Raw genomic sequence first — 23,874 nt, forward strand, 5'->3', positions numbered from 1 at the left:
TCGGGAGACTAGCGAGCCCCACTGACAACGCCGGGTGCGGGGCCGTCCGGGGCCGGGAAACACCGCCGCCCCCGGTCCGTGGGACCGGGGGCGGCAGGGGGAACGTACGGGCGCGTACGGGGATCAGCGGGCGGCGGCGGTGTCCGCGGCCTTCTCCGGCGCGGCGCTCGGGGCGGCCGCCTGGACGACGCGCGGGCCGTGGCCGGAACGCAGTCCGAGCCAGCTGATGAGGGCGACCAGGGCGAACGCGCCGGCGCCGATCCAGAAGGTGAGGGTGAATCCGGACTCGGCGGGCAGGGGCGGCACGCCCGGGGGGAGGTGTTCGATCGTCCTGGACGCCAGGATCGTGGTGACGATGGCGCTGCCGATCGCGCTGCCGGTGGAGCGGGAGATCGAGTTGATGCCGTTGGCGATGCCGCTCTGGTGGTGCGGGACGCTGGACATGATCACGGCGGGCATGGCCGCGTAGCCGAAGCTGACGGCCGCGCCGACGACGACGCCCGCGCCGATGACCGAGGCGGTGTGGCCGTGGTCGAGCGCCAGCCAGCCGAAGCCGGCGGCGCCGAGCGCGGCAGCGACGGCGAGGGCCAGCCGCGGGCCGCGGTGGCGCACCAGCTGGCCGCCGACGGGGGAGGCGAGCAGGGAGACGATGGCGCCGGGCAGCAGGAACTGGACGGAGGCGCGCAGGATGGAGGCGTCGAAGCCGTAGCCGGTGAGCTTCTCCGGCATCTGGACCAGGTAGGAGACGCCGAGGAAGTTCGCGAACATGCCGAACCCGACGAGGATGCCGGCCAGGTTGGCCATCAGGACCGGGCGGTGCACGAACATCTTCATGTCGACGAGCGGTTCGGCGACCTTGCGCTCGACCAGCACCCAGACGGCCGTCATGACGGCGGCGCCGGCGAAGCTGCCGAGGGTGCGGGCGGAGGACCAGCCCCACTCGTGACCCTGGGAGATGGGCAGCAGGAGCAGCAGCAGGGCGATGCCCAGGGTCAGCGCGCCGAGGAAGTCGGTGCGGCCGCCGGTCTTGTGACGGGTCGCCGGGACCAGGAAGAGCACGGCGAGCAGGGCCAGCGTGGCGAAGCCGGTGGCCATCCAGAAGGCGTTGCGGTAGTCGGCGCCCTCACCGGAGGTCAGGAGGCCGGTGGCGACCAGCGCCAGCCCGCTGCCGAAGGCGAGCGTGCCGCTGACCAGCGCCATCGCGCCGGGGAGCTTCTGCGGGCGGACCTCCTCGCGCAGCACCGACAGGGCCAGCGGGAAGATCGCCGTGGCGGAGCCCTGGAGCACCCGGCCCAGGATGAGCAGCGGCAGCGAGCTTGCGAGCGCCGCGACCACGGATCCCGCGACCATCACACCGAGGACGGCCACCAGGGTGGGCTTCTTGCCGTGCTGGTCGCCGAAGCGGCCGAGCAGCGGGGTGAAGACGGCGGCGGACAGCAGGGTGGCGGTGGTCACCCAGCTCACGTTGGCGGTGGAGGTGCCGAGGTCGTTGCGGATCAGGCCCAGGATCGGTACGGGCAGGGTCTGCATCATCGACACGACCATGGCGGCGAGGCTCAGGGCGAAGACGATGACCGTCTCGTTCCCCTTCCTGCCTTCTGCGGGGACGGATGCGGCGGAGCTCATGGGTGGAGGGACCTTCTCAGTGCTTCGGAGTCCTGCGTCGGAGTGCTTGAGGACGCAGATGTTTTATGTCATCAAGTACTTTCCGAAGGTAGTCGGAGATACTTAAAGTGGTCAAGTAAAAGGTTGATAATGTCAACGATTCTCGAGTAGGGTCCGAGGCATGAGCACCGCCGCGCCGCACCGCCCCACCAAGCTGGAACTGCTGGAACTGCTCGCCGCCATCGGCACCGCCCAGTGGCGGGACTTCGCCGCCGCGGCCGCCCGGTACGGGCTGACCTCCACCCAGGCCAAGGTCCTGGCCCAGCTCGGGGGCCCGGTTCCGATGCGCGGCCTGGCCTCCCTGCTGGCCTGCGACGCCTCCAACGTGACCGGGATCGTGGACCGGCTGGAGGCGCGCGGGCTGGTGCGGCGTGAGCCGGAGCCGAGGGACCGCCGGGTCAAGAACGTCGTGGCGACCGCCGAGGGCCGCGAGACCATGCGGCGGGTGCGCGAGGAGATGCAGGCCACGCACGGCGCGCTGGACACCCTGGACGAGGCCGAGGGTGCGACGCTCCACGCCCTGCTGGAGCGCCTGCGCCCGGCGATGGAGCGCCGGCCGGAGGTCTGAGGTCCGGAACCGGGTTCCGGGTCAGTCCCGCCCGACGGAGTCGACCGCCGCGTCGAGGGCGGCGGTCAGGCGGCCCAGGCGCTCCTGGAGCTCGCGGATCTCGGCCAGCTCGAAGCCGGTGGCGCGTGCGATCCGCCGCGGCACCTCCACCGCGCGCTCCCGCAGTGCGGCGCCCTCTTCCGTGAGTGCCGCGTGCACGGACCGTTCGTCCTCGGTGCTGCGCTCGCGGCGGATCAGGCCGCCCGCCTCCAGCCGCTTGAGCAGGGGCGAGAGGGTGCCCGAGTCGAGCCGCAGGTGCTGCCCGAGCTGCTTGACCGGCATCGTCCCGTGCTCCCAGAGGACCAGCATCACCAGGTACTGGGGGTAGGTCAGCCCCAGGTCCTTGAGGACGACCCGGTAGAGCCCGCCGAAGGCGCGGTTCGCGGCGCCCAGCGCGAAGCAGATCTGCCCGTCGAGGCGGAGGAAGTCCTGGTCGCGGGGGGTATCGCCGGGCAGCTCGGTCATGGGGGTCAGTCTACCCGAACCGACTTGCAAGCCATTGAGTTGTGCACAACTGAATTGTGTGCTCTATTTATGTCGAGGGTCGGCCACCGGCCGCCCCGCCCCTCCGAAAGGACCTTCCGATGGACGCGCTGTACACCGCCGTCGCCACCGCCAACGGCCGCGAGGGCCGCGCCGTCAGCTCCGACGGTCAGATCGACCTCGCGCTGGCCATGCCCCCGGCGCTCGGCGGCAACGGCCAGGGCACCAACCCCGAGCAGCTCTTCGCCGCCGGCTACGCCGCCTGCTTCGCCAGCGCCCTCGGCCTGGTCGGCCGCCAGGCCAAGGTCGACACCGGCGACATCTCCGTCACCGCCGAGACCTCCATCGGCCAGGACGCGAGCGGCTTCGGCCTCGCCGTGACCCTGCGCATCGAGCTGCCCGAGTCCCTGGAGGGGGAGACCGGCGCCCTGCTCGTCAAGCAGGCGCACGAGGTGTGCCCGTACTCCAAGGCCACCCGGGGCAACATCCCCGTCGAGCTCGTCATCGAGTAGTCCGGCAGGGCCCCGCCGCTCAGGCGGTGCGCCGCGCGGCCACCACCGCGCAGGCCACCGCCAGCGGCAGCTCCGCACAGGCCGCCAGCAGCAGCGCCAGACCCTGCCCGCCCGTGCCCGTCGAGGTGGTCACGTCGAACCAGGCGTCCATCGCGAGCAGCGCCGCCGTCGCCGCCGCCACCGGAGCCACCCGCGGATCGCCCTTGCGCAGCAGCAGCCCCGTCCCCGCGAGCCCGGCGGCCAGCGCCGCGTCGAGGCCTGTCCAGGCGGCGGCCCAGTGGGACACCTCGGCCGTTTGCGGCATCGTCCCCGCCAGCACGGCCATCCACGGCAGCAGCGCCAGCCCGCACCCGGTGAGCACCGTCGCGAGCCGGGGGAGGCGCAGACCCGCCCGCAGGGACCCCGGCCGACCGGCCGCCGTGCGCACGGCGGCGGTGTCACGGCGGGCCTGGAACTGCGGGGCGGCGAGGGCCATGGCTGAGGGTCTCCTTCCGGGCCGGCGGTCCGTCCGCCGGGCACATCACCACTCTGTCCGCCCGCGCGGCCGGGATCAGTAACCCCACCGACCGAACCGGGGGTGGTGCCAGGTGCACCCCCCACCGGGCACCAGGGTGGTGGCGGCCCCCCTGACCTGTCCGATTACCGTACGGGTATGGCAACTTGGGGCGCGCTGAAGCGCTCGTACACCTGGACCGCGGCGCACACCCCGTGGTCGGCCTGGGCCTGGCGCAACACGGCCTTCAGCACTGCGGCGATCCCGCCCGCGCTGCCGCTGGCCACCGGCTTCCTCCTGCTCACCGCGACCCCCGGCCGCAGCAGCCTGCCGCTGCTGCTCTTCCCGCTGCTCGCCCCGCTCCTGACGAAGCTCCAGCGCAGCCGCTTCCGGACGCTGCTCGGCCTCGACCTGCCGCCCGTCGCCCACGCCCACCCCTGGCGGACCGCACGCGGCCTGGCCGAACGGCTGCGCTCCGAGGCCACCCGGCGGCAGTACGCCTACCACCTCGCCGTCAGCCCGCTCGCCGCCCTCGGAGCCGTCCTCCTGGTCCTCACCTGGACCGGCGGCCTCGTCGGCGCCTGCGCCTACGGCTGGGTCTGGCTGCTCCCCTCCGACGACGGAATCCCCGACCCCGGCTGGACCGGCCAGTACGACCTCCTCACCGTCGGCGGCGTCCTCATGCTGCTCGCCGCGCCCTGGCTGGCCGCCGCCCTGACCCGGCTCGACGCCCACGCCGCCGCCTCCCTCCTCGGCCCCAACCGGGCCAGCGAACTCCAACGCCGCGTCGAGGACCTCGCCGAGAGCCGCGCCGGCGTCCTGGACGCGGCCGACATCGAACGCCGCCGCATCGAACGCGACCTGCACGACGGCGCCCAGCAGCGCCTCGTCTCCCTCGCCATGAACCTCGGCATCGCCCGCGCCACCCTCACCGGCCTCCCGCCCGAGGCCAAGGCCGTCATCGACGAGGCCCACCGCGAGGCGAAGGAGGCCATCGAGGAACTCAGCAACCTCGTACGGGGCCTGCACCCGGCCGTCCTGGAGGACCGCGGCCTCGACGCCGCCCTCTCCGGGATCGCCGCCCGCGCCCCGCTGCCCGTCGAACTCACCGTGGACCTCGCCGAACGGCCCGGCCCCACCGTCGAGGCCGTCGCCTACTTCGTCGTCTCCGAGGCCCTCGCCAACGTCGCCAAACACGCCCGCGCCCGCCGCTGTTCGGTCACCGTCGCCCGGGTCCCGGGCGGCCCCCGCGGCGAGGTGCTGCGCGTCGTCGTCACCGACGACGGGGCCGGCGGCGCCGATCCGGCCGGCGGCACCGGCCTGACCGGCCTGCGCAAACGCGTAGGGTCGGTCGACGGAACCATCCTGATCAACAGCCCTCTCGGGGGCCCGACCGTCGTCACCGTGGAGCTGCCGTGCGGGCTGTGATCGCGGAGGACTCCGTCCTCCTGCGCATAGGTCTTGTCAAAGTCCTGGAAATGGCCGGATTCGAGGTGGCCGCCGAGACCGGCGACGCCGAGGGGCTGCTCGCCGCCGTCGAGGAGCACCGGCCCGACCTGGCCCTGGTCGACGTCCGGATGCCGCCCGGATTCACCGATGAGGGTGTCCGGGCCGCCCTGATGATCCGCAGCCAGAGCCCGCAGACGGCCGTGCTGCTGCTCTCCCAGTACGTCGAGGAGCGCTACGCGGCCGACCTGCTGTCCTCCCAGAGCGGCGCCGGCATCGGCTACCTGCTCAAGCAGCGCGTCGCCGACGTCGAGGAGTTCATCGACGCCCTGCGCCGCGTCGCTGCCGGCGGTACCGCCCTCGACCCCCAGGTCGTCGCCCAGTTGCTGCTGCGCCGCGGCGGCCCCGACCCCCTGGAGCGGCTCACCCCGCGCGAGCGTGAGGTCCTGGCCCTGATGGCCGAGGGCCGCTCCAACGCGGGCATCGCGGACGGACTCGTCGTGAGCGAGAGCGCCGTGGCCAAGCACATCAACAACATCTTCACCAAGCTCGACCTGCCCCCGGCCGCCGAGGCCCACCGGCGCGTCCTAGCGGTCCTGCGGTTCCTGGACGGCGCCTCGTGAGCGGTTCGGCCGCACCGGCCGGACGCGCCCCGCGGCTCGCCTGGTACACGGCCGCGGTGCTGAGCGCCGTCCTCGTCGTGGCGGCGGCCGGCTGGCAGGTGGGGGTGAACACCGGGGCGCAGACCTCCACGGTGGTCCGCGACAGCGCCGGCCGGTCCGTGACCGCGCTGGAGGTCGACGGCGGCGAGGCGGACGTGACCATCACCCCGGGCGGGGACCGGACGGTCGGCTACCGGGCCGATCTGACCTGGTCCTTGCGGAAGCCGGACATCGAGGAGAGCTGGCTCGGCGATACCCTCAGGCTGGCCCCGCGCTGCCCCGGCACCGAGATCGGGATCACCGGTGGCATCGGGTGCTCCGTCAGCCTCCAGGTGACCGTCCCCGCGGGGATCCCCGTCAAGGTCTCCGGCGGCTCCGGCCGGGTCACCGTCAGCGGTCTGGACGGGGCCGTGGACGCCGACATGGGATCGGGCGGCCTGGTCCTGGCCGATCTGCGCGGCCCCCTGCGGGCGCGCGTCGGATCCGGCACCCTGCGCGCCACCGGCCTCACCGCCCCGCAGGCCGACGTCCGGGCCGACGCCGGGAGTGCGGACGTCGCCTTCGCCGCCCCGCCGGACCGGGTCACCGGCCGCGTCGGCGCAGGCCGCCTGGAGATCACCCTCCCCACGGCCACCCGCTACCGCGTCACCTGCCGGGCGGGCGCGGGCCGTTGCGACACGGAGGACGCCCTGCGCGACCCTGCGGCCACCCGCACCCTGGACCTGGAGGCGGGCGCGGGCCGGGCCGGCGCCGGCTTCCGGGCCCCCGGCCCCTGACCCGGGCGGCCAGGACGACGGGCCACCCGCCGCCGGCCGCGAGCACCTCCCCGTGGCGCTAGCGCCGTTCCAGCAGCCCCCGGACGTAGGCCGCCTGGCCCGCGTGCTGGAGGTCGTCGGCGAGGACACTGACCAGTCGGACCCCCAGGGTGACCGGGGGGTCCCAGCGTTCGTCGACGATCCGCTCCAGGTCGGCCGCCGCCAGGCCGCGGACGAAGCGCAGGGACTGTTCGTGCACGGCGTCGTGGTACCCGAGCAGGAGGTCGGCCGAGTCGACGCGGACGCTTCCGGCCTGCTCGGCCGTGTGCCCGTAGCCGTGGTCGGCGGCGGGCAGCGGCAGAGCGAAGCGGTCGGCCCAGCCGGCGGACCGCCAGACCTGCTCCTGTCCGGCGACGTCGGCCACGTGGTCGTCCTGGATCCGGGTCAGGTGCCACACCAGCCAGGAGATCGAGTTGGCCTCCGGGTCGGGCCGGGCGTTGAGTTGTTCGGCGGAGAGCCCGCCGACCGCCTCGTGGACCGCCTCCCGGATCCGCCCGAAGCCGTCCGCGAGTACCTCCGTTGCCTTCATGAGCCGTCCCCAGCCGTAGTCCGTGGCGGTGCGAGGTGTTCCGCCGCCCGGAACCACCATGCAGGGCCCCGCCCCGCCGGGCGGGGCGACACTCCGTCAGCGGTGGCGGCGGACCCGGCGCAGGAGGATGCCGGCGGCCGCGCCCAGCAGGGCGATACCCGCCACGCCGGCGGTCGTCCACCAGCCGGTGCCGCTGCTCCCCCCGGCCGGGTCCGCCGAGGCGGTGGAGGAGGGGGGTACGGAAGAGGCGGGAGGGGCCGTCGCGCCGACCGGGGCCGGAGCGGCTGGGGAGGCCGGAGCGGGGGAGGCCGGCGGCGGGGAAGCCGGAGCGGGGGAGGCGGCCGGGTCGGCCGGGTCAGCCACGGGTACGCCGACCTCCTTGCGGGCGTGCCCGAGCGAGGGGAAGCCCGCCTCCACGGTCACCGTCCAGGTTCCGGCCGGGAGCGTCTCGGCGGTGGTCCAGCCCGCGGCCCGGCCGGGGTCGCGCACCAGCTTCCAGGGGCCCTCCGTGCGGGTGCCGTCGGCGCTGACGGCGTTCACGGTGGCGGCCACGGCCTCGTCGACGGCGTCGCCGTCGTTCTCCCAGGTGACGTCGGCGGTGACATGCCCGGCCCGCTGGCCGGTGATCACCACGTTCAGGTTGTCGCCATGGGCGTGGGCGGGGCCGGCGAGGGCGACGCCCATCACGGTGAGGGCCAGCGCGGTCAGGGGAGGCAGGGCGGCGCCTCGGATGCGGGCCGGCGCGGTGCTCGGAGTGCTCACGGTGCTCCAGATGAGGTGGAGTGCGGGAGGGAGGGGCGAAAGGAGGGCGGGCGGCCCCAGGGGAGTGGGGCCGCCCGCCGGTCACCAGGGGTCAGGCGGCCTTGCGGGCCGTCCAGACCTGCGCCGGACGGCCGTCCGCGCGCTGGAGTTCGAGCAGCCAGTCGCCGTAGTAGGGCCGGCTGCTCACCGCGAGGGCGAACCCGCCGCTCGGGTCGGAGACGGTCACCGCGCCGTCGCGTGAGGACACCTTCCACTGCTGGGCGGCCGAGCCGCCGCAGGGCTGCTGCGCGATCCACATGCCCGCGGCCGGGGCGCCGCCGGGCTGGAGGCACTTGCCGGAGACCGCCGAGCGGATCCGCACGAGGCCGTTGCCCGCGTCGTCGAAGTACCACTGCTGCTGCGCGTAGCCGTTGGAGCGGCCGGCGACGAGGACGGTCCCGTCGGCCGTGCGGCCGCCCCACAGCTCGGCGGCCATGCCGCTGCTGCCGTTGCCGAGCACGTAGCGGGTGCCCGGGGTGGTCGTGGCGCCGCCGCCGGAGCCGGCCGTGCGGAAGGACGCGGCCGTGCCGGGACCGCTGTCGCGGCCGGAGGTGTCGCGGACCGAGACGGCCGCCGTGTAGGCCGTGCCGGGACGGAGGTTGTAGACGCGCAGGGAGGTGGACTGGACCCAGGTCAGGTGCTTGTCGTTGAGCAGCACCTGGTACCAGGCGGCGCCCTCGACCTTGGGCCAGCTGAGCACCACCGAGTCCGACTGGATCTGGCCGGCCGTCACCGCCGGGGCCCCCGAGGGCTTCTTGGTGGGCGAGGGCGTCGGCTTCGGGGAGGGGTTCGGGTTCGGGTCGGTTCCGCCGCCGCCCTCCGTGCGCATCAGGAACTGGTTGTCCGCGATGTTCCAGTGCGTGGCCAGGTAGCTGCCGGCCTGGGGGTTGGTGTGGAAGTAGTCGTCGTGGTTGCAGTCGAGGATGTTCTCCTTCGCCTGGTTGTTGCAGACGTAGCGCATCTGCGGGTAGTACGGCGTGTCCGAGTAGCACATGACGTCGTACTCGTCCGTGCAGTGCGCGCCCCGGCTGGTGTTGGGCGCGCTGTTGTTGACCGCGCCCAGGTTGTGGCCGAGTTCGTGCGCGGCGGTGTGGCCGCCCCAGCAGCCGGAGTCGGTGCGCCCGTAGGAGGGACCGAAGTTGCTCAGGTTGTCCTGGCCGTGGCGCTCGTCGCCGTTGAAGGTGCCGATGCCGCAGTAGACCTGGGCGTCCGCGAAGATCATGTACTTGCGGTCGCGGCGGTTGAGCCCCTTGCCCGCCAGCGCGTTGTTGGTGGCGCTGAACTCGGAGAGCGCGGAGTCGGGGAGCTCGACGTTGAGCACCGAGGGGGTGCAGTCGGCGGCCGTCACGTAGCGGATGTGGCGGATGCCGCCGGTCTCCTTGGCGCTGGCCGCGTAGATCATGTCGGCGTCGACGGCCCACTTGCGGAACGAGGCCGCGTACTCGGCGTAGCGGTCGCGGCCCGGGCCGTGCACGTACACGACCTGGACGCGGTTGCCGGTGCTGCCGTCGCCGTCGCACTGGACGGTCTGTCCGGCCGGGCCTGTGGCGACGGCCTGGCCGCCGGAGGGTGGGGCCGGGGCCTTCGCGCTCGCGGCGACGCTGCGGGCGTCGGCGGCGGGCGCGTCCTGAGGGCGCCCGCCGCCTTCCGTGGCGGCCGGGTCGGCGGAGGCGGGGGCGGCGGGGTCGGCCGCCGCGGCCTTGGTCTTCACCACGGGCTGGACGTCGGCCTTGATGTCGATGTCCTTGGGCGGGGCGTCGGGGCCGTGGGTGCAGAGTCCGGCCTGCGTGCGGTAGACGCCGGCGCAGCGGTCGCCCTTGGGGGCCGTGTCGAGGCCGTCGTAGACCATGCCCTTGGCGTCCTCGTTCGAGGGCTTCTTCGCGAGCGGGGCCGGCTCCTCGTCCCGGGCCGGCGCGGCGGCCGGTTCGGCGGCGGCGGCCGGTGCCCCGGCCAGTGCGGGCGTTCCCGCCGCGGCGTCGGGACCGAGGCGGGAGTAGGCGAATCCGCCCGCGAGCAGCGCCGCCGACGCCGCCGCGGCGGTCAGGAGTATCAGTTTCCGCGGTGTGCGTCGCTGGTCGGTCCGGCGGCGCCGGCCCATGGGTCGTGCTGTCATGCGCACCTCAAGTCCTGGTCAGGGGAGTGGGTGCGCAGAAGCGTGCCAGATGAGCGCCGTGGAGAATTCGGACAAACGGGAGCCGGGCGCGGGAAATCTATCCGTTACCTTCGGCCATGATTTGATGAACTGTCAATTTACCGCGAAATCAAGGGAGTTACGCGCGTCGCACGACAAAGGTCCAGGCCTTTAAAGGGAGGTCGTTATCAAATCGAGATAAGAGGCGGAACCTTGTTGACGGGAATTCAGTCAGGTATTCATTCAAAAACTACCTGCCGAATTCCTTCCGTCACTGGCCGTGGGTGCCCAGGCCGTCCGGCGGTGCGGCGCAGGCTTGGGCACCCGTACGGACTACCGGGCGGCGTCCCGCTCCCAGACGTAGAACCGCTGGGCCATCGCGTCCTTGGGGCTGCGCCAGGTCTCCGGGTCGTGCGGGCTGACGTACGCCTGGAGCCGGTCGCTCAGCTCGCGGAACTCCGGGTGCCCGACGACCTTGGCGATGGCCGGTCCCGGGTCCGTGTCGCACTCGACCAGGTGCATGTACACCTCCCCGAACTGGAAGAGGCTGCGGCGCCGGACCCCGACCAGGCGCGGCAGTTCGCCGGCGTCCGAAGCGGCGAACAGGCCGGCGATGTCGGGCGCGGAACCGGGTGCCATCCGGGCCACGATGAGGGCTTGGTGCATCGGGAGTCGCCTTTCGGGTGGGGCGGGGGAGGGGAGGGGGTCAGCGCCGGCCCGCCGGGGACTTGGCCTTCGCCCGGTGCGCGCGCTCGATCTTGTCCCGGATCAGCTCCATCTGGATCCTGGAGTTGTGGTTGATGCGGTCGGTCATCCCCGCGTCGTCGATCGGGGCGTCCGGCTTCATCGCGAAGTCCTGCACCCACCGCATCCGGGTGCCGCCCGGAACCTCGCCGTACTCCCAGTGGATGTCCATGTGCGCGAACGGGCCGGTCTCCACCCGCCGCGCCTTCACCGTGAGGCCCGCGCGGTCCACGGTCCGCTCCGAGACCCAGCTCCACACCACCCCGTTCTCGTCGGGGTGCATGGCCAGGCGGAACCGGGTGGTGTTCCCGGCCTGCTCCAGGATCTCGATCGACGCGTACTCGCTGAACAGCTCGGGCCAGTTCGGCAGGTCGTTCGTGACGTCCCAGACGACGTCCACGGGCGCCTTGACGGTGATCTCGTTGTCGGTGTGGCCGGCCATCTCAGGCTCCTGTCATGAGGCTGTTGTTGACGAGGTCGACGAACTCGCGCGGGCTCTTGCAGCGGTCGGCGTCCGTGGGCAGCGACCGGCCGCGCCGGTTCTCCAGCTCTCCCACGATCCCGAGCAGGCCCAGCGAGTCGAGGCCGTAGTCGTCGAACCGCGCGTCCGGACGGCTCGTCAGCTCGGCGGGGTCGACGGTGATGCCGGCGCTCTTCATGAGCGTCGCCAGCTCTTCCATGGTCAGTCGTTCGGACATGGTGCCTTCTCTCTCTCCTGCTTCCGGGGGCCGGCCGGTCTCCCGCACGGCCCTGACGGACGGGGGTCGGATCCCTACGCGCCGGACTCGGGTCCCTTGCGCAGGACGAGTGCCGCGTTCGACCCCATCCGGCCGCGGCTCAGGACGAGCGCGGTCCGCAGGGGGGCGACGCGGGCGCTGCCGGTGACCACCTCGAGGTCGTGGCAGACGTCGAAGACGTTCGGCGTGGGCGGCAGGACACCGTGCTCCAGCGCCAGTACGGCGGCGGCCGCGTCGAGGGCGCCGGCAGCGCAGTACGCCCGCCCTGTACCGGACTTGGGCGCCGTCACCGGCACCTTCGACCCGTACGCGCCGAGCGCCTCCCGCAGCGCCGCCGCCTCGGCCGCGTCCGCCTCGGGCGTGCCCAGGGCGTCGGCGAAGACCACGTCCACCTCCTCCGGCGCGCAGCCGGCCTCCCGCAGGGCCCCGCGGATGGCGTGCGCCAGCCCCTCGGAGTCCCGCGGCCGCCCCGGCGGCGTGAAGGTGGCGCTGTGCCCGGCCAGCAGGGCCCGGACGGGCGCGCCCCGCCGCGCGGCCCCGGCAGCGTCCTCGACGGTGAACATGGCGCCGCCCTCCGCCGGGACGAACCCGCAGGCCTTCGCGGTGAAGGGGCGGTAGGCGCGCTCCGGGTCGTCCCCGGTGCTCAGCCCCTCGTACCCCACCTGGCAGACCACCGAGTACGGTGCGAGCGGGGCCTCCGTCGCGCCGACGAGCATGGCCCGGCTGCCCTGCCGGATCGCGCGGGCGGCGTGCGCGAAGGCGTCCAGCCCGCCCGCCTCGTCGCTCGCCACCACACCGCACGGGCCCTTGAACCCGCGCCGGATGGAGATCTGGCCGGTGCTCGCCGCGTAGAACCAGGCGATCGACTGGTACGGGCCGACGTAGCGGGGGCCCTGCCCCCACAACCGCTGGAGCTCGCGCTGCCCGAACTCGCCGCCGCCCGAGCCGGCCGCCGTCACCACGCCCACCGCGTACGGGTCGTCCGCGTAGTCGGCGCGGCCCAGCCGGGCGTGCTCCAGCGCCAGGTCGGCCGCGGCCAGCGCGTAGTGGCTGAAGCGGTCCGTCTGGACGAGGAACCGGTCCTCGACCAGAGTGCCCGGGTCGAAGCCCCGCACCTCGCCCGCCACCCGCACGGGAAGGTGCTCGCAGCCCTGCCGGGTCACCCGGTCCAGGACGCTGTCGCCGGCCTGGGTCGCCTTCCAGAAGGCCTCCGCGCCGATCCCGTTCGGCGCGACGACACCGATACCGGTGACGGCCGCCACGGGGCCGGCAGTGGGTCTCTTCACGCGCGTACCTCCTTGGGCTGGGTCAGGACCACGGCGGACTGGAAGCCGCCGAAGCCGCTCCCGACCGACAGCACGTTGCGCAGGGTGTGCCCGCGGGCGGTGCGCGGCACGTAGTCCAGGTCGCATTCCGGGTCGGGGGTCTCGTAGTTCGCGGTCGGCGGGACCACCTGGTGGGTCATCGCCAGGACGCAGGCCGCGAGCTCGATCGCCCCGATGGCGCCGAGCGAGTGCCCCACCATGGACTTGATGGAGGTCATCGGCGTCCTGTAGGCGTGGTCACCGAGGACCCGCTTGACGGCCGCCGTCTCATGGCGGTCGTTCTGCTTGGTGCCGGAGCCGTGCGCGTTGACGTAGTCGATCTCCCGGGCGTCGACCCGGGCCTGGGCCAGCGCGGTCTCGATCGCCCGCGCCATCTCCAGGCCCTCGGCGGTCAGCCCGGTCATGTGGTGGGCGTTGCCGAAGGTGGCGTAGCCGCCGATCTCGCAGTAGATCCGCGCGCCGCGGGCCCGCGCCCGCTCCAGCTCCTCCAGGACCAGGACGGCGCCGCCCTCGCCGAGGACGAACCCGTCCCGGTCGGCGTCGAAGGGCCGGGAGGCGTGCGCCGGGTCCTCGTTGTTCGCCGAGGTCGCCTTGATGGCGTCGAAGCAGGCCACGGTGATGGGGGAGACCGGGGAGTCGGAGGCGCCCGCGATGCAGACGTCCATCCGGCCCTCCTGGATGGAGTGCACCGCGTACCCGACGGCGTCGAGCCCGGAGGTGCAGCCGGTGGACACGGTCTGTACGGGACCGCGCGCCCCCGTCTGCTCCGCCACAGCCGAGGCGAGGGTGGCGGGGGTGAAGGCCCGGTGCAGGAAGGGGGAGGAGAGGCGGTGGTCCACGTCCCACCACGTGCCCCGCTGGCTGACGTCCACGTAGTCGTGTTCCAGCCGGGTGGTGCCGCCGACCGCCGTGCCCAGGGAGACGCCGGTGCGCCAGGCGCTCTCGCCGTCGAGCTCCAGGCCGGCGTCGGCCACCGCCTCGCGGGCGGCCACGAGGGCGAACTGGATGTACCGGTCCGCCCGCGCCGCCTCGTCCTCGGTGAAGCCGTGCTCGGAGGGGTCGAAGTCGACCTCGGCGGCTATCCGGGAGCGGAACCCGTCCGGGTCGAAGAGGGTGATGCCCCTGGTCGCCGTACGGCCGTTGGACAGCAGGTCCCAGAAGGCGGTGACCCCGATACCGCCGGGGGCCACGACCCCCACCCCCGTGACGGCCACCCGCCGGCCGGTCACGAGACCGCCCCCGTGCGCTCCGGCGGCCGCTCCGCCCAGGCGGTGGCGTCCGGGTTCCCTGCCTCCTCGGTGTCCACGTGCCCCAGTTCCGGGCGGGGGGCGAGCGGGCCGAGGTGGAAGACCATCCGGGCTTCGGTGTCACCGACGTTGCGGAACCGGTGGCGCATGTTCAGCGGGACCAGCAGCCCCTGGTCGGTGCGCAGCGGATGGGTTTCGCCGTCGAGGTCGACCTCCAGCGTGCCGGCGACCACGTACACGAACTCCTCGGAGTACGGGTGGTAGTGCTCGGCGATCGACTCGCCCGGAGCCATCACCGCCAGGCCCATGAATCCGCTGGTCGAGCCCACCGAGGTCGGGGTGAGGACCGCGCGCAGATCACCTCCGCGCCTGCGGTTGGGCTGGGTCTCGCTGAGGTCGACGATGCGCGGGTGATGTCTGGTCATGACGGACTTCCTCCTGGCGGACGGGAGCCTTCTCATGGGCTGCCGGTGGGAGTGGGGGTGGGGTGGTACGGGCCGGGGGCGGGCACCCTCGCGGGTGCCGCTCCCGTCCGGGTCAGGGCTGTTCCGGAGCCCGGCGGTCGGTGATCGGTTCCATGGGGTGCGGGGCCTGCGGGGCCCCGGCCAGCAGCCGGTCCAGCACCGCCGCCCGACGCGTGCCGTCCAGGCCGAAGCCGCCCGCGAAGCGGCCGTCGGCCGGCCCGGTGACGTCGAGCAGGCGGACCACCACGTCGTCGCGCTGGAAGATGCTGCTGCTCAGCACGGGACTGGTGGGGATCTTCGCGGCCGCCTCGTCCTGCTGGGCGAGGAACCGGGCGACCATCGGGCCGCAGCCCGGCTTGGCCGGGTAGAACAGCGCGTGCCGGGTCACCCGGTCCGGCTGCGGGCCGTGCGCTTCGACGTGGTGGACCGCCGGGAGGCCCGCGCGCATGAAGAACATCCGGGCGGACTCCGGGTCGGACAGGTCCCGGTCCTGTTCCAGGTAGGGGTTGATGGCGTGCTCCACGGCCCGTACCTCGGGCTGCTCGGACACGTGCCGCAGGGCCGCCGTCAGGTCGCCCTGGACCTCGACGGCCCGCACCACCCGGTTGCCGTGCATGAACAGGGAGGTGCGCAGGAGCCGGGTGTGGTCGTCGACGCGGGCGGCCGGGGAGTCGTACGAGGACAGGATCTCGGCGACCTTCCCCTCGCTGCCCGGCTTGACCGTGAAGGTCAGCGCGTGCCGGACGATCCCCTCACCGAGCCGGGGCGCCTCCTGGAGCCGCGCACCGAACCGCCCCTGCGACGCGTCGTAGCGCCGGCCGGTCTCGCGCAGCACCGTGAACTTCAGCGGGCGCATCGAGCGGGCGCAGGCGCCCAGCGGCTTGACCTGTTCGGCGTGCGCCTCGCTGTTGACCCAGGCGAGGTACTGCGGCGCGCTCTCCCACTCGCTCGTGATCAGCCACTGCGCGGGGTTCTCGAAGGACTGGCAGAGCTGGTCGCCCAGGTGCCCGGGCACCGAGGCGATGTCGTGCCGCAGCCGCTCGTAGGCCTCGAAGAACTCCTGCTGGGCACCCTCGTGGAGGTCCATCAGCAGGACGACCCGGAGCATGGAGCCGTCGAACGCGGACTGCGACACCCGTTCGGACAGGGTGGTGGTCATCTGTTCACTCCTTCGTGAGGGCGCGGACGCCGGCGCGTACGCGCTCCCCTGCGTCGTCCGGCGGCAACGGCCCGGGCATGCGGGCCCCGTGGCCCCCGGTCACCGGACGCGGGCGGTCCGGTCGGGAGGGGCCGCCGCTGTCGCTCATCGTCATCCGCCCGGGTGCGGATCGCGACATCTCCGGATCAAGCGGGTGACAAGACGCGACTCGCCCGGACAAGAAGGCTGATCGGGGGCATAAGCCGTCCACTGCCCCTGCACAGCCCCCACACGAAACAGGAGCCCGCAGCCGATGGAAGAGCATGCCGATGTCCGCGTACCGGTCCTCGTCGTGGGCGGTTCCCTCGTGGGCCTCTCCACCTCGCTGTTCCTGAGCCGCCACGGCATCAGGCACATGGTGGTCGAGAAGCACGCCGGAACCTCCGTCCACCCGCGCGGACGGGGGATCAACGCCCGCACGATGGAGCTGTTCCGGGCGGCGGGCGTCGAACCCGCCATCCGCAAGGAGGCCTCCGCCCTCGAGGCCAACCAGGGCATCCTGCAGACGCAGGCGCTCATCGGCGGCGAGCACAAGTGGCTCATCAAGGCCGTCGACCCCACCGGGGCGCTGGCCCGCTTCAGCCCCACCGGCTGGTGCCTGTGCAGCCAGAACAACATCGAGCCGGTACTGGCCGCGCAGAGCCGCGCCCAGGGCGCCGACGTGCGCTTCTCCACGGAGCTGATGAGCTTCGAACAGGACGCCCACGGCGTCAGCGCCCTCGTGAAGAACCGGGACACCGGCGAGCACCTCACCGTCCGCGCCGACTACCTGATCGCCGCCGACGGACCGCGCAGCCCCGTCCGCGAGGCCCTGGGCATCCGCCAGGCCGGCAGCGGCGAGCTGTTCCACAACGTCAGCATCGTCTTCCGCTCCGAACGCCTCGCCGAGCTCCTGGGCGACCTGCGCTTCATCGTCTGCTACTTGATGCGCCCGGGAGCCGACGGGGCGCTGCTGCCGGTGGACAACGAGACCCAGTGGGTCTTCCACGCCCCCTGGCACCCGGAGACGGGCGAGACGCTGGAGGACTTCACCGAGGAGCGCTGCACCGCCCAGATCCGCAACGCCATCGGCGTGCCCGACCTGGACGTGGAGATCGGCGGCAAGGCCCCCTGGCACGCCGCCGAGCGCGTGGCACAGCAGTACTCGGTCGGCCGGGTCTTCGTCGTCGGCGACGCCGCCCACGAGATGTCCCCGACCGGCGCATTCGGCTCGAACACCGGCATCCAGGACGCGCACAACCTGGCCTGGAAGATCGCCGCCGTGCTCGGCGGCTCCGCCGGACCCGGTCTGCTGCACACCTACGAGGACGAGCGGCTGCCCGTGGCCCGTGCCACCAGCGAGCGCGCCTCCGCCCGTTCGGCCGAACACAGCCACCCCGGATACGTGCCGCCCCCCACCATGGGCGGCGGCCCCGGCAGCGGCGTCCTGACCACGGCCATGGGCTACTGCTACCCCCGGGGCGCCGTCATCGGCGGCGATCCCGGCCGGCCGATCATCCCCGAGACCATGAGGCTCAAGGGCGATGTCGGCACCCGCGCCCCGCACATGTGGCTGATGCGGGCCGGGCAGCGGATCTCCCTGCTGGACCTGTACGAGACCTCCTTCGTGCTGCTCAGCTCCCCGGGCACGCCCTGGAAGGAGGCCGCCGGGCAGGTCGCGCGGGAGCTGGGGGCGCGCCTGGACGCCTACACCGTCGGCTCCGCCCCGGACGCCGACCTGGTCCAGCCGGACGGCGCGGACTGGGCCGAGCTCCACGAACTGCCCGCCGGCGGAGCGGTCCTCGTACGCCCGGACGGGTTCGTCGCCTGGCGCTCCGAGGGCGGCACGGCCGACCCGCGCGGGGCGCTCCTGGACGCGATGACGCGGCTGCTGCGGCGCGTCTAGCGGCTGAGGCCGGGTTCCGGCTCAGCGGCAGGCCCAGCACCCCGCCCAGCATCCGTGGCCCCCGGGCCGACGATGTGGGCGGCGGTGCGCCGGGGCATGTCCCGGGGCGGGGCCGGGGGAGGCGGCCGGCCGGCCGGTGCGGCCCGCGAGGCAGGCCACCACCACCGTGATCGCGGCCAGTTCCTCGGGGCGGGCGGTGCCCCGGTGGACCCGCAGCAGGCTGGATATCGCGTCGTCGCTTCGCATCGTCACGGCCTCTCAGCAGGAGGTCTCCCCCTCGCCCGACCGGGCCCGCCGGACCGTCGGCCCGACGCTGACGACGCTACGGGGCCGTCCGTGGGAGTGTCGCGCGGGGGAGCGGTCGTCCACGGCCGTCCGGGTGACGGGGCCGGGGCGCTCCGGGCCGCCGGGGGCGGGGTCGCCCTACCGGTGCCCCAGCTTCACCCACTTGGCGGTGCTGGGCACTCCCCGCCCGTCCAGGAGGAACAGCATGTAGTAGCCGGGCGGGGCGTCCGCCGCGCTCGGCGGGGTGCGCAGGGTGAGCGCGTCGCCCCGTACGGCCGTGATGGCGAGTTCCAGGTGCCGCTGGCTGGTGTTGACCGCGTGGGTGACCGTCGTCGGCGCCAGCAGGACGGCCCGCCGGACGGCGGAGGCGGTCCGGCTGCGGACCTCGAAGAGGGCGTCGTGGGCGAGTTCGCCCGCCGGTACCCGGTCCAGGGCGGGCCGGGTGCCGCCCTGGTGGAGGTAGGCGGGCTCGTAGATCTCGATGCTGCCGTCCATCGCGTCCCGGATGTCGGGGTCGTTGGCGATCTGCTGGAGTTCGTCGCCGGTCACCATCACCCGGCCGTCCGGCATCACCAGGGCGTTGGAGTGGTAGCCGCGGGGCAGGCGCTGGGCCGGGCCGAGCCGCCAGTGGCCGCGGGCGTCGCGAAGCTCCGTCTGCCGGTACTTGAGGTCGGCCTGCGGGTTGAACGGGCCGTGGCCGTAGTCGCGGGTGCTCAGGGCGCCGTTGACGGTGAGCAGGGTGGCGTCCGGCAGGATCAGGGTGTCGTCCTGGGTGCGGCCGAAGGCCCGGGGCTCCTCGGCGGTCCACCGCCGGCCCGAAAGCCGGTAGGTGTTCGGGTCGTGCGGGTCGCCGCCCAGGACCAGGACCGAGTCCGGTCCGCGCAGCCCCGCCGGGAGCGGCACGGCCGATCCGTAGCCCCGGAAGTCCGCCGGGCGCCGGGGCAGGCCGGTCCGGGTCTCCTTCACCGGGTCGAACAGCCACTGCTGGTCGGCGTCGCGGCCCAGCCCGTAGATCATGCCGTCGCGCAGTGAGAAGAGGTGCGGGTAGTCGTTGCGGAACGGGGCGTCCGCCCGGAACCGATCCACGGCCATGCCCGCCGGGATGTCGAACGTCCGCCACGGCACGGGCAGCCCCTTCGCGGGGAAGCGCTCCACCACCGGGGTGGGGGTGCCCGTACCGCGCTCGGACTGGCCGGACATGATCGTCTGACGGCCGTCGGCCCCGGTGACCACGGAGGGGTACCAGCGCCCCACGGACATGTCCCGGTTGCGGAACCAGGTCTCGGTCCACGGGTCGAACACGAAGGACAGCTTCGCCCCGCTGCCGCCCCTGCCGCCGGCGTTGCCGCCGAAGACCGCCAGCATCCCGTTGGGCAGGAAGGCGTGCCCGGCACAGAAGAACGGCGCGGGGCGCGGGACGTACGTGCCGTCCGGCATCAGCACGGTCGGCGGCCGGACCTCCTTGAAGGCCCGCGCCGCCGTGCCCCTGGCCGGATCCCAGAGGAAGGCCCGGCCCGCGTTGGTCCGGCCGATGCGGTCGGTGGGGCCGGTCTCCTTGGTGGGGTTCACCTCGACGCGTTCGAAGGAGAACAGCAGCACCTTGCCGGTGGGCAGCTGGGCGAGGTGGACCCCGAAGTCGGGTGAGGGGAAGAACTCCGCGAACCGGCCGTCGCGGGCGGCGGTGAACGCCTTGTTGGCCGCGGCCTGGGACTTCGTCAGCGCGGCCAGGCTCGCGGTGCGGGTGGCCTGCGGGTACTCGGCGGCGCCCGCGGCGGCGCTGCGCCGCTCGGCGTGGGCCCGGGCGTGGTCGGCGCCGATGGCGGCCGCCTCGGCGTCGGCGTGCTCGTGCTCCTGGTCGGTGCCGTGGGCTCGGGCGGCCGGTGCGCAGAGGAGGGAGCTCGCGGCCAGTGCGGCGGCCAGCAGGGCCGTCAGGGCGGCGGACGCGGCGGACCGGTGAGCTGTTCGGGGCATGCGGCGCGCTCCTCGGTGAGCGACGGCCGGGGCGGGAGGGCCGGCCGGGCGGGAGGGGTCGGGAGGGTCGCCATGTTAGAAGATCACGCGCATATCGCCTCATATGACGCGAACGCACTGCCTCATACGGGTGCCCCCAGGAACGGCCCGTGCGGCCTGCCTGCGGACGTACGGAAAACGCCCTGGACGAATTGACGTCCGGGGCGTGCATTTGCGTATATTCGATGATTCACGCCTAGAATGAAAAGAGGGCGTGACGAAGCTTTGCAGGGACATCGTATCGCGCAGGGAGCGAAATTGTCAAACAAGGAATTCCAGAGCGAGCAGCAATTCATCGACATGCTCTACGCGCGCCTCGAAGACCTGCGGGACAAGGCCGAACGCGCCGTCAAGGGTGCCCTCGCCGAGAACGGCAACGGATTCCAGGCGCGGCTGGAACGCGATGTGATGGTCGCCGAGCAGTCCGGGCTGCTTTCCACTCTGAACGCCTCCGAGCACGGCCTCTGTTTCGGCCGCCTCGAGTTCTCCGACGGCCGTGACCACCACATCGGCCGCATCGGAATCAGGCGCGACGACGCCGAGCGCACGCCGCTCGTCCTCGACTGGCGCGCCGACGCCGCCCGGCCCTTCTACCTCGCGACCGGCCATGTCCCGATGGGCCTGCGCCGCCGGCGCCACATCACCACCCGGGGCCGCCAGGTCACCGCCCTGCACGACGAGATCCTCGACCTCACCGACCCGGAGCGCACCGGCCACGAGGGCGCCGACGCCGACGCCGTGCTGCTCGCCGCCCTCGACGCCGCCCGCACCGGCCGCATGCACGACATCGTGCGCACCATCCAGGCCGAGCAGGACCGCGTCATCCGCTCCCCCCACCAGGGGGTCCTGGTCGTCGAGGGCGGCCCCGGCACCGGGAAGACCGCGGTCGCCCTGCACCGCGCCGCCTACCTCCTCTACGCCCAGCGCGAGCTCCTCGGCAAACGCGGCGTGCTGATCGTCGGCCCCAACCCCGCCTTCCTCGGCTACATCGGGGAGGTGCTGCCCTCCCTCGGCGAGACCGGGGTGCTCCTGGCCGCGCCCGGCGACCTGTTCCCCGGGATCCGTGCCACCGGAACCGACCGCCCCGGAGCCGCCGAGGTCAAGGGCCGCGCCGCCATGGCCGAGGTGCTCGCCCGGGTGGTCGCCGACCGGCAGACCCTGCCCGAGGGCGTCCCCGCCGGCAGCGGCGAGGACAACGACCTGGTCCCCGAGCCCGCCCTGGAGATCGACCACGACGACTACGGGACCCTGCTGCTGGACCGCACCATGGCCCACGCCGCCCGCGACCGGGCCCGCACCACCGGCCTGCCCCACAACCTGGCTCGCCCCTACTTCGCCTTCTCCGTCATCGACGCCCTCACCGAGCAGCTCGCCGACCGGCTCGGCGCCGACCCCTACGGCGGCCCCAACCTCCTCGGCCCCGACGACGTCGCCCAGCTCGGCAAGGAGATCGCCACCAGCGCCGACGTGCACGCCGCCATCGACACCCTCTGGCCGCACCTGACCCCCCGGCAGCTGGTCTCCGAGTTCCTCGCCGACCCCACCCACCTCTCCGAGGAGGACGCCGCGCTGATCCGGCGCCCCGCCGCCGGCGCGGACGGCTGGACCCCCGCCGACGTCCCGCTGCTCGACGAGGCCGCCGAGCTCCTCGGCGTCGACGACAGCGCCGAACGCGCCGCCGCCGAACGCGACCGGCTGGAGCGCGTCGCCTACGCGCAGGGCGTTCTGGACCTCTCCCTCGGCTCGGAGTCCTACGAGTTCGAGGACATGGAGAAGGAGTACCTCGCCGCCCACGACGTCATCGACGCCGAGCGGATGGCCGAGCGGCACGAGGAGGACGACCACCGCACCACGGCCGAACGCGCCGCCGCCGACCGGACCTGGGCCTTCGGGCACGTCATCGTCGACGAGGCCCAGGAGCTGTCCGAGATGGCCTGGCGGCTGCTGATGCGCCGCTGCCCCACCCGCTCCATGACCCTCGTCGGCGACCCGGCGCAGACCGGCGACGAGGCGGGCTGCGGCTCCTGGAAGCGGATCCTCGACCCCTACGTGGGCGACCGCTACGAGCGCGTACGGCTCGGCGTCAACTACCGCACGCCCGCCGAGATCATGGAGGTGGCCGCCGCCGTGCTGCGCGCCCACCACCCCGGCTTCGAACCGCCCCGCTCCGTGCGCTCCACCGGCGCCCGGCCCTGGGTGCGCTCCGCCGGCAACCTCGCGGCGGCCGTCGCCGAGGGCGTGCGCGCCGGCGCCCCCGCCGAGGGGCGGCTCGCCGTCATCGCCCCGCGCCCCCTGCACCCGGCGCTGGCCGCCGCGCTGCCCGGCGTACGGGCCGGAGAGCAGCCGGACCTCACCCGGCCCGTCGTCCTGCTGGACCCGCGCCAGGCCAAGGGGCTGGAGTTCGACACCGTGATCGTGGCCGAGCCCGCGCAGTTCGCGCCGAGCGATCTCTACGTCGCCCTCACCCGCGCCACCCAGCACCTGGGCGTCGTCCACACCGGCCGTCTCCCGGCCGGGCTCGTGGACCGGGAGGGCTGACCGGTCAGGACCGGCCAATCACGCGGGTGAGTGGCCGGATTCGCGTGGGCGGAGCGGGAGTTGGCCGTCGTAGTGTGGCGAGATGCCCGTATCCGACATCGTTCCCCTCAGCCCGGACTTCGACGCCGACCCCCACTCCTTCTTCGCGAAGCTGCGTGCGGCGGGGCCGGTCCATTTGGTCAGTGCCCCGAACACCCGCCTGTCCGAGCCGTACTGGCTCGTCGTCGGCTACGAGGAGGCCCGCGCCGCGCTGACACACCCGGGCCTGCGCAAGGACTGGCACGCCACGGACTTGTTCCCGGAGTTCGAGCCCACCGCCGCCAACGCGAACATGCTCGAATCCGACCCGCCCCACCACACCAGGCTGCGCCGGCTGGTGGCCCGGGAGTTCACCGCCCGTCGGGTGGAGGCGATGCGGCCGCGCGTCCAGCAGATCACCGACGAGCTGCTGGACGCGATGGCCGCCCGCCCCGAACGGTCGGCCGACCTGATCCGGGACCTGGCCTTCCCGCTGCCGATGACGGTCATCTGCGAACTGCTCGGCGTGCCCGACCTCGACCGCGAGCGCTTCCGGGAGTGGTCCAACGGCGTCGTCGCCCCCAAGCCCGGCGCCCTGGACAACACCGCCCACCGGCAGCTCAGCGCCTATCTCGTGGACCTCGTCGCGGCCAAGGCCCAGACCCCGGGGGACGACCTGCTCAGCGCGCTGATCCGCACCCGCGCCGAGGACGGCGACCAGCTCTCCCCCGACGAACTGATCGGCATGGCCTTCCTGCTGCTGGTCGCCGGGCACGAGACCACCGTCAACCTCATCTCCAACGGCGTACGGGCCCTCCTCGCGCACCCCGAGCAGCTGGCCGACCTGCGCGCCGACTACGACGGGCTGCTGGGCGGGGCCGTGGAGGAGATGCTCCGCTACGACGGCCCCGTGCAGAACTCCACCTACCGCTACACCGCCGAGGACGTGGAGATCGGTGGGGTGGTCATTCCGGCCGGCCAGGCCGTCCTGGTCTCGCTGGCCGGAGCCGACCGCGACCCCGAACGCTTCGCCGAGCCCGACGTGTTCGACATCCGCCGCCCCTCCGGCGGCCACCTCGCCTTCGGGCACGGCCTGCACTTCTGCATCGGCGCCCCGCTCGCCCGGATGGAGGGCCGCATCGCCGTCCGCGGCCTGCTGGAACGCTTTCCGGACCTGGCGCTGGATCCGGCCGGCGGCCCCCTGGAGTGGCTCCCGGGAGCACTGATGCACGGGGTGAGCCGCCTGCCCGTCCGCTGGTAGTCCCTCCGCCGGGAAGAC

The 23,874-nt window shown here is 73.6% G+C and carries 23 protein-coding genes; 8 read left to right on the forward strand and 15 right to left on the reverse strand.

All coding sequences use genetic code 11. The features are described from left to right. Positions 1 to 123: 123 nt before the first annotated feature. Positions 124 to 1,626, reverse strand: a complete 1,503-nt coding sequence (locus ACFY15_RS19090; RefSeq protein ID WP_390686441.1) for an MFS transporter — start codon at positions 1,624 to 1,626, stop codon at positions 124 to 126. 160 nt (positions 1,627 to 1,786) lie between these two features. Between ACFY15_RS19090 and ACFY15_RS19095 the strand changes: the two genes are divergently transcribed. Beyond that, positions 1,787 to 2,233, forward strand: a complete 447-nt coding sequence (locus tag ACFY15_RS19095) for a MarR family winged helix-turn-helix transcriptional regulator (protein WP_390686440.1) — start codon at positions 1,787 to 1,789, stop codon at positions 2,231 to 2,233. 21 nt (positions 2,234 to 2,254) lie between these two features. On the opposite strand, the gene ACFY15_RS19100 is transcribed toward ACFY15_RS19095, so the two are convergent. Further along, positions 2,255 to 2,737, reverse strand: coding sequence for a MarR family winged helix-turn-helix transcriptional regulator (locus ACFY15_RS19100; protein ID WP_390686439.1), 483 nt, complete (start codon positions 2,735 to 2,737; stop codon positions 2,255 to 2,257). 119 nt (positions 2,738 to 2,856) lie between these two features. On the opposite strand from ACFY15_RS19100, the gene ACFY15_RS19105 reads away from it, so the two are divergent. Beyond that, positions 2,857 to 3,267 (forward strand): organic hydroperoxide resistance protein, encoded by a 411-nt coding sequence (locus tag ACFY15_RS19105; protein WP_042815907.1) that lies wholly within the window; start codon positions 2,857 to 2,859, stop codon positions 3,265 to 3,267. 19 nt (positions 3,268 to 3,286) lie between these two features. Here the strand turns inward: ACFY15_RS19105 and ACFY15_RS19110 are convergent, their stop codons facing one another. Further along, positions 3,287 to 3,742 carry a hypothetical protein gene (locus tag ACFY15_RS19110; protein WP_390686438.1) on the reverse strand — a complete coding sequence of 152 codons (456 nt, stop codon included), beginning with the start codon at positions 3,740 to 3,742 and terminating at the stop codon, positions 3,287 to 3,289. Positions 3,743 to 3,919: 177 nt separating this feature from the next. On the opposite strand from ACFY15_RS19110, the gene ACFY15_RS19115 reads away from it, so the two are divergent. From ACFY15_RS19115 to ACFY15_RS19125, 3 genes are read left to right on the forward strand one after another with little or no spacing between them, the layout of a single operon-like run. Beyond that, positions 3,920 to 5,188: a histidine kinase gene (locus ACFY15_RS19115; RefSeq protein ID WP_390686437.1), complete on the forward strand. Its 1,269-nt coding sequence runs from the start codon at positions 3,920 to 3,922 to the stop codon at positions 5,186 to 5,188. Then, positions 5,176 to 5,829 carry a response regulator gene (locus ACFY15_RS19120; protein ID WP_390686436.1) on the forward strand — a complete coding sequence of 218 codons (654 nt, stop codon included), beginning with the start codon at positions 5,176 to 5,178 and terminating at the stop codon, positions 5,827 to 5,829. The genes ACFY15_RS19115 and ACFY15_RS19120 overlap by 13 nt, the downstream gene beginning before the upstream one ends. Beyond that, complete coding sequence (locus ACFY15_RS19125) at positions 5,826 to 6,644, forward strand: hypothetical protein (RefSeq protein WP_390686435.1); 819 nt, start codon at positions 5,826 to 5,828, stop codon at positions 6,642 to 6,644. Before ACFY15_RS19120 ends, ACFY15_RS19125 begins: the two co-directional genes overlap by 4 nt. Positions 6,645 to 6,702: 58 nt before the next feature. Here the strand turns inward: ACFY15_RS19125 and ACFY15_RS19130 are convergent, their stop codons facing one another. The 10 genes from ACFY15_RS19130 to ACFY15_RS19175 all read right to left on the reverse strand — a co-directional run bounded on the left by ACFY15_RS19130 (position 6,703) and on the right by ACFY15_RS19175 (position 15,820). Then, the gene (locus tag ACFY15_RS19130) at positions 6,703 to 7,212 is read right to left on the reverse strand and encodes a DUF664 domain-containing protein (protein ID WP_390825808.1); all 510 of its coding nucleotides are present in this window, start codon (positions 7,210 to 7,212) and stop codon (positions 6,703 to 6,705) included. A gap of 96 nt (positions 7,213 to 7,308) precedes the next feature. Continuing rightward, the gene (locus ACFY15_RS19135) at positions 7,309 to 7,974 is read right to left on the reverse strand and encodes a hypothetical protein (RefSeq protein WP_390686433.1); all 666 of its coding nucleotides are present in this window, start codon (positions 7,972 to 7,974) and stop codon (positions 7,309 to 7,311) included. A 91-nt stretch (positions 7,975 to 8,065) separates the two neighbouring features. Beyond that, positions 8,066 to 10,126, reverse strand: a complete 2,061-nt coding sequence (locus ACFY15_RS19140; RefSeq protein ID WP_390686432.1) for an RICIN domain-containing protein — start codon at positions 10,124 to 10,126, stop codon at positions 8,066 to 8,068. A gap of 351 nt (positions 10,127 to 10,477) precedes the next feature. After that, positions 10,478 to 10,810 carry a TcmI family type II polyketide cyclase gene (locus ACFY15_RS19145; protein WP_390686431.1) on the reverse strand — a complete coding sequence of 111 codons (333 nt, stop codon included), beginning with the start codon at positions 10,808 to 10,810 and terminating at the stop codon, positions 10,478 to 10,480. Positions 10,811 to 10,850: 40 nt separating this feature from the next. Further along, positions 10,851 to 11,330 (reverse strand): SRPBCC family protein, encoded by a 480-nt coding sequence (locus ACFY15_RS19150; RefSeq protein ID WP_390686430.1) that lies wholly within the window; start codon positions 11,328 to 11,330, stop codon positions 10,851 to 10,853. Position 11,331: 1 nt separating this feature from the next. Next, positions 11,332 to 11,586 carry an acyl carrier protein gene (locus tag ACFY15_RS19155; protein WP_390686429.1) on the reverse strand — a complete coding sequence of 85 codons (255 nt, stop codon included), beginning with the start codon at positions 11,584 to 11,586 and terminating at the stop codon, positions 11,332 to 11,334. Between the two features lie 74 nt (positions 11,587 to 11,660). After that, positions 11,661 to 12,911, reverse strand: coding sequence for a beta-ketoacyl synthase N-terminal-like domain-containing protein (locus ACFY15_RS19160; RefSeq protein WP_390686428.1), 1,251 nt, complete (start codon positions 12,909 to 12,911; stop codon positions 11,661 to 11,663). Further along, a complete protein-coding gene (locus ACFY15_RS19165) occupies positions 12,908 to 14,179 on the reverse strand; it encodes a beta-ketoacyl-[acyl-carrier-protein] synthase family protein (protein WP_390686427.1) in 1,272 nt (423 codons plus the stop codon). The genes ACFY15_RS19160 and ACFY15_RS19165 overlap by 4 nt, the downstream gene beginning before the upstream one ends. Next, positions 14,176 to 14,622 carry a cupin domain-containing protein gene (locus ACFY15_RS19170; RefSeq protein WP_390686426.1) on the reverse strand — a complete coding sequence of 149 codons (447 nt, stop codon included), beginning with the start codon at positions 14,620 to 14,622 and terminating at the stop codon, positions 14,176 to 14,178. The genes ACFY15_RS19165 and ACFY15_RS19170 overlap by 4 nt, the downstream gene beginning before the upstream one ends. Before the next feature lie 112 nt (positions 14,623 to 14,734). After that, positions 14,735 to 15,820 (reverse strand): SchA/CurD-like domain-containing protein, encoded by a 1,086-nt coding sequence (locus ACFY15_RS19175; RefSeq protein ID WP_390686425.1) that lies wholly within the window; start codon positions 15,818 to 15,820, stop codon positions 14,735 to 14,737. A 292-nt stretch (positions 15,821 to 16,112) separates the two neighbouring features. Between ACFY15_RS19175 and ACFY15_RS19180 the strand changes: the two genes are divergently transcribed. After that, positions 16,113 to 17,744: an FAD-dependent oxidoreductase gene (locus ACFY15_RS19180; RefSeq protein ID WP_390686424.1), complete on the forward strand. Its 1,632-nt coding sequence runs from the start codon at positions 16,113 to 16,115 to the stop codon at positions 17,742 to 17,744. Positions 17,745 to 17,765: 21 nt separating this feature from the next. Here ACFY15_RS19180 and ACFY15_RS19185 read toward each other — a convergent pair whose 3' ends face one another. Continuing rightward, the gene (locus tag ACFY15_RS19185; RefSeq protein ID WP_390686716.1) at positions 17,766 to 17,990 is read right to left on the reverse strand and encodes an acyl-CoA carboxylase subunit epsilon; all 225 of its coding nucleotides are present in this window, start codon (positions 17,988 to 17,990) and stop codon (positions 17,766 to 17,768) included. Positions 17,991 to 18,167: 177 nt separating this feature from the next. After that, positions 18,168 to 20,000: a galactose oxidase-like domain-containing protein gene (locus ACFY15_RS19190; RefSeq protein WP_390686423.1), complete on the reverse strand. Its 1,833-nt coding sequence runs from the start codon at positions 19,998 to 20,000 to the stop codon at positions 18,168 to 18,170. Positions 20,001 to 20,339: 339 nt separating this feature from the next. Between ACFY15_RS19190 and ACFY15_RS19195 the strand changes: the two genes are divergently transcribed. Next, the gene (locus tag ACFY15_RS19195; RefSeq protein ID WP_390686715.1) at positions 20,340 to 22,577 is read left to right on the forward strand and encodes a HelD family protein; all 2,238 of its coding nucleotides are present in this window, start codon (positions 20,340 to 20,342) and stop codon (positions 22,575 to 22,577) included. Between the two features lie 82 nt (positions 22,578 to 22,659). Continuing rightward, positions 22,660 to 23,856 carry a cytochrome P450 gene (locus tag ACFY15_RS19200; protein WP_390686422.1) on the forward strand — a complete coding sequence of 399 codons (1,197 nt, stop codon included), beginning with the start codon at positions 22,660 to 22,662 and terminating at the stop codon, positions 23,854 to 23,856. Positions 23,857 to 23,874 lie beyond the last annotated feature (18 nt).

This window comes from Streptomyces sp. NPDC001373, from assembly GCF_042895815.1.
In the GTDB taxonomy this organism is placed as follows: Bacteria; Actinomycetota; Actinomycetes; order Streptomycetales; family Streptomycetaceae; genus Streptomyces.

Excerpts from the sequence above, each read along its gene's own strand:
- ACFY15_RS19090 (WP_390686441.1), bottom strand. The coding sequence starts at position 1,626 with ATGAGCTCCGCCGCATCCGTCCCCGCAGAAGGCAGGAAGGGGAACGAG.
- ACFY15_RS19095 (WP_390686440.1), top strand. The coding sequence starts at position 1,787 with ATGAGCACCGCCGCGCCGCACCGCCCCACCAAGCTGGAACTGCTGGAA.
- ACFY15_RS19100 (WP_390686439.1), bottom strand. The coding sequence starts at position 2,737 with ATGACCGAGCTGCCCGGCGATACCCCCCGCGACCAGGACTTCCTCCGC.
- ACFY15_RS19105 (WP_042815907.1), top strand. The coding sequence starts at position 2,857 with ATGGACGCGCTGTACACCGCCGTCGCCACCGCCAACGGCCGCGAGGGC.
- ACFY15_RS19110 (WP_390686438.1), bottom strand. The coding sequence starts at position 3,742 with ATGGCCCTCGCCGCCCCGCAGTTCCAGGCCCGCCGTGACACCGCCGCC.
- ACFY15_RS19115 (WP_390686437.1), top strand. The coding sequence starts at position 3,920 with ATGGCAACTTGGGGCGCGCTGAAGCGCTCGTACACCTGGACCGCGGCG.
- ACFY15_RS19130 (WP_390825808.1), bottom strand. The coding sequence starts at position 7,212 with ATGAAGGCAACGGAGGTACTCGCGGACGGCTTCGGGCGGATCCGGGAG.
- ACFY15_RS19140 (WP_390686432.1), bottom strand. The coding sequence starts at position 10,126 with ATGACAGCACGACCCATGGGCCGGCGCCGCCGGACCGACCAGCGACGC.
- ACFY15_RS19145 (WP_390686431.1), bottom strand. The coding sequence starts at position 10,810 with ATGCACCAAGCCCTCATCGTGGCCCGGATGGCACCCGGTTCCGCGCCC.
- ACFY15_RS19150 (WP_390686430.1), bottom strand. The coding sequence starts at position 11,330 with ATGGCCGGCCACACCGACAACGAGATCACCGTCAAGGCGCCCGTGGAC.
- ACFY15_RS19155 (WP_390686429.1), bottom strand. The coding sequence starts at position 11,586 with ATGTCCGAACGACTGACCATGGAAGAGCTGGCGACGCTCATGAAGAGC.
- ACFY15_RS19170 (WP_390686426.1), bottom strand. The coding sequence starts at position 14,622 with ATGACCAGACATCACCCGCGCATCGTCGACCTCAGCGAGACCCAGCCC.
- ACFY15_RS19175 (WP_390686425.1), bottom strand. The coding sequence starts at position 15,820 with ATGACCACCACCCTGTCCGAACGGGTGTCGCAGTCCGCGTTCGACGGC.
- ACFY15_RS19180 (WP_390686424.1), top strand. The coding sequence starts at position 16,113 with ATGGAAGAGCATGCCGATGTCCGCGTACCGGTCCTCGTCGTGGGCGGT.
- ACFY15_RS19185 (WP_390686716.1), bottom strand. The coding sequence starts at position 17,990 with ATGCGAAGCGACGACGCGATATCCAGCCTGCTGCGGGTCCACCGGGGC.
- ACFY15_RS19190 (WP_390686423.1), bottom strand. The coding sequence starts at position 20,000 with ATGCCCCGAACAGCTCACCGGTCCGCCGCGTCCGCCGCCCTGACGGCC.
- ACFY15_RS19195 (WP_390686715.1), top strand. The coding sequence starts at position 20,340 with ATGCTCTACGCGCGCCTCGAAGACCTGCGGGACAAGGCCGAACGCGCC.
- ACFY15_RS19200 (WP_390686422.1), top strand. The coding sequence starts at position 22,660 with ATGCCCGTATCCGACATCGTTCCCCTCAGCCCGGACTTCGACGCCGAC.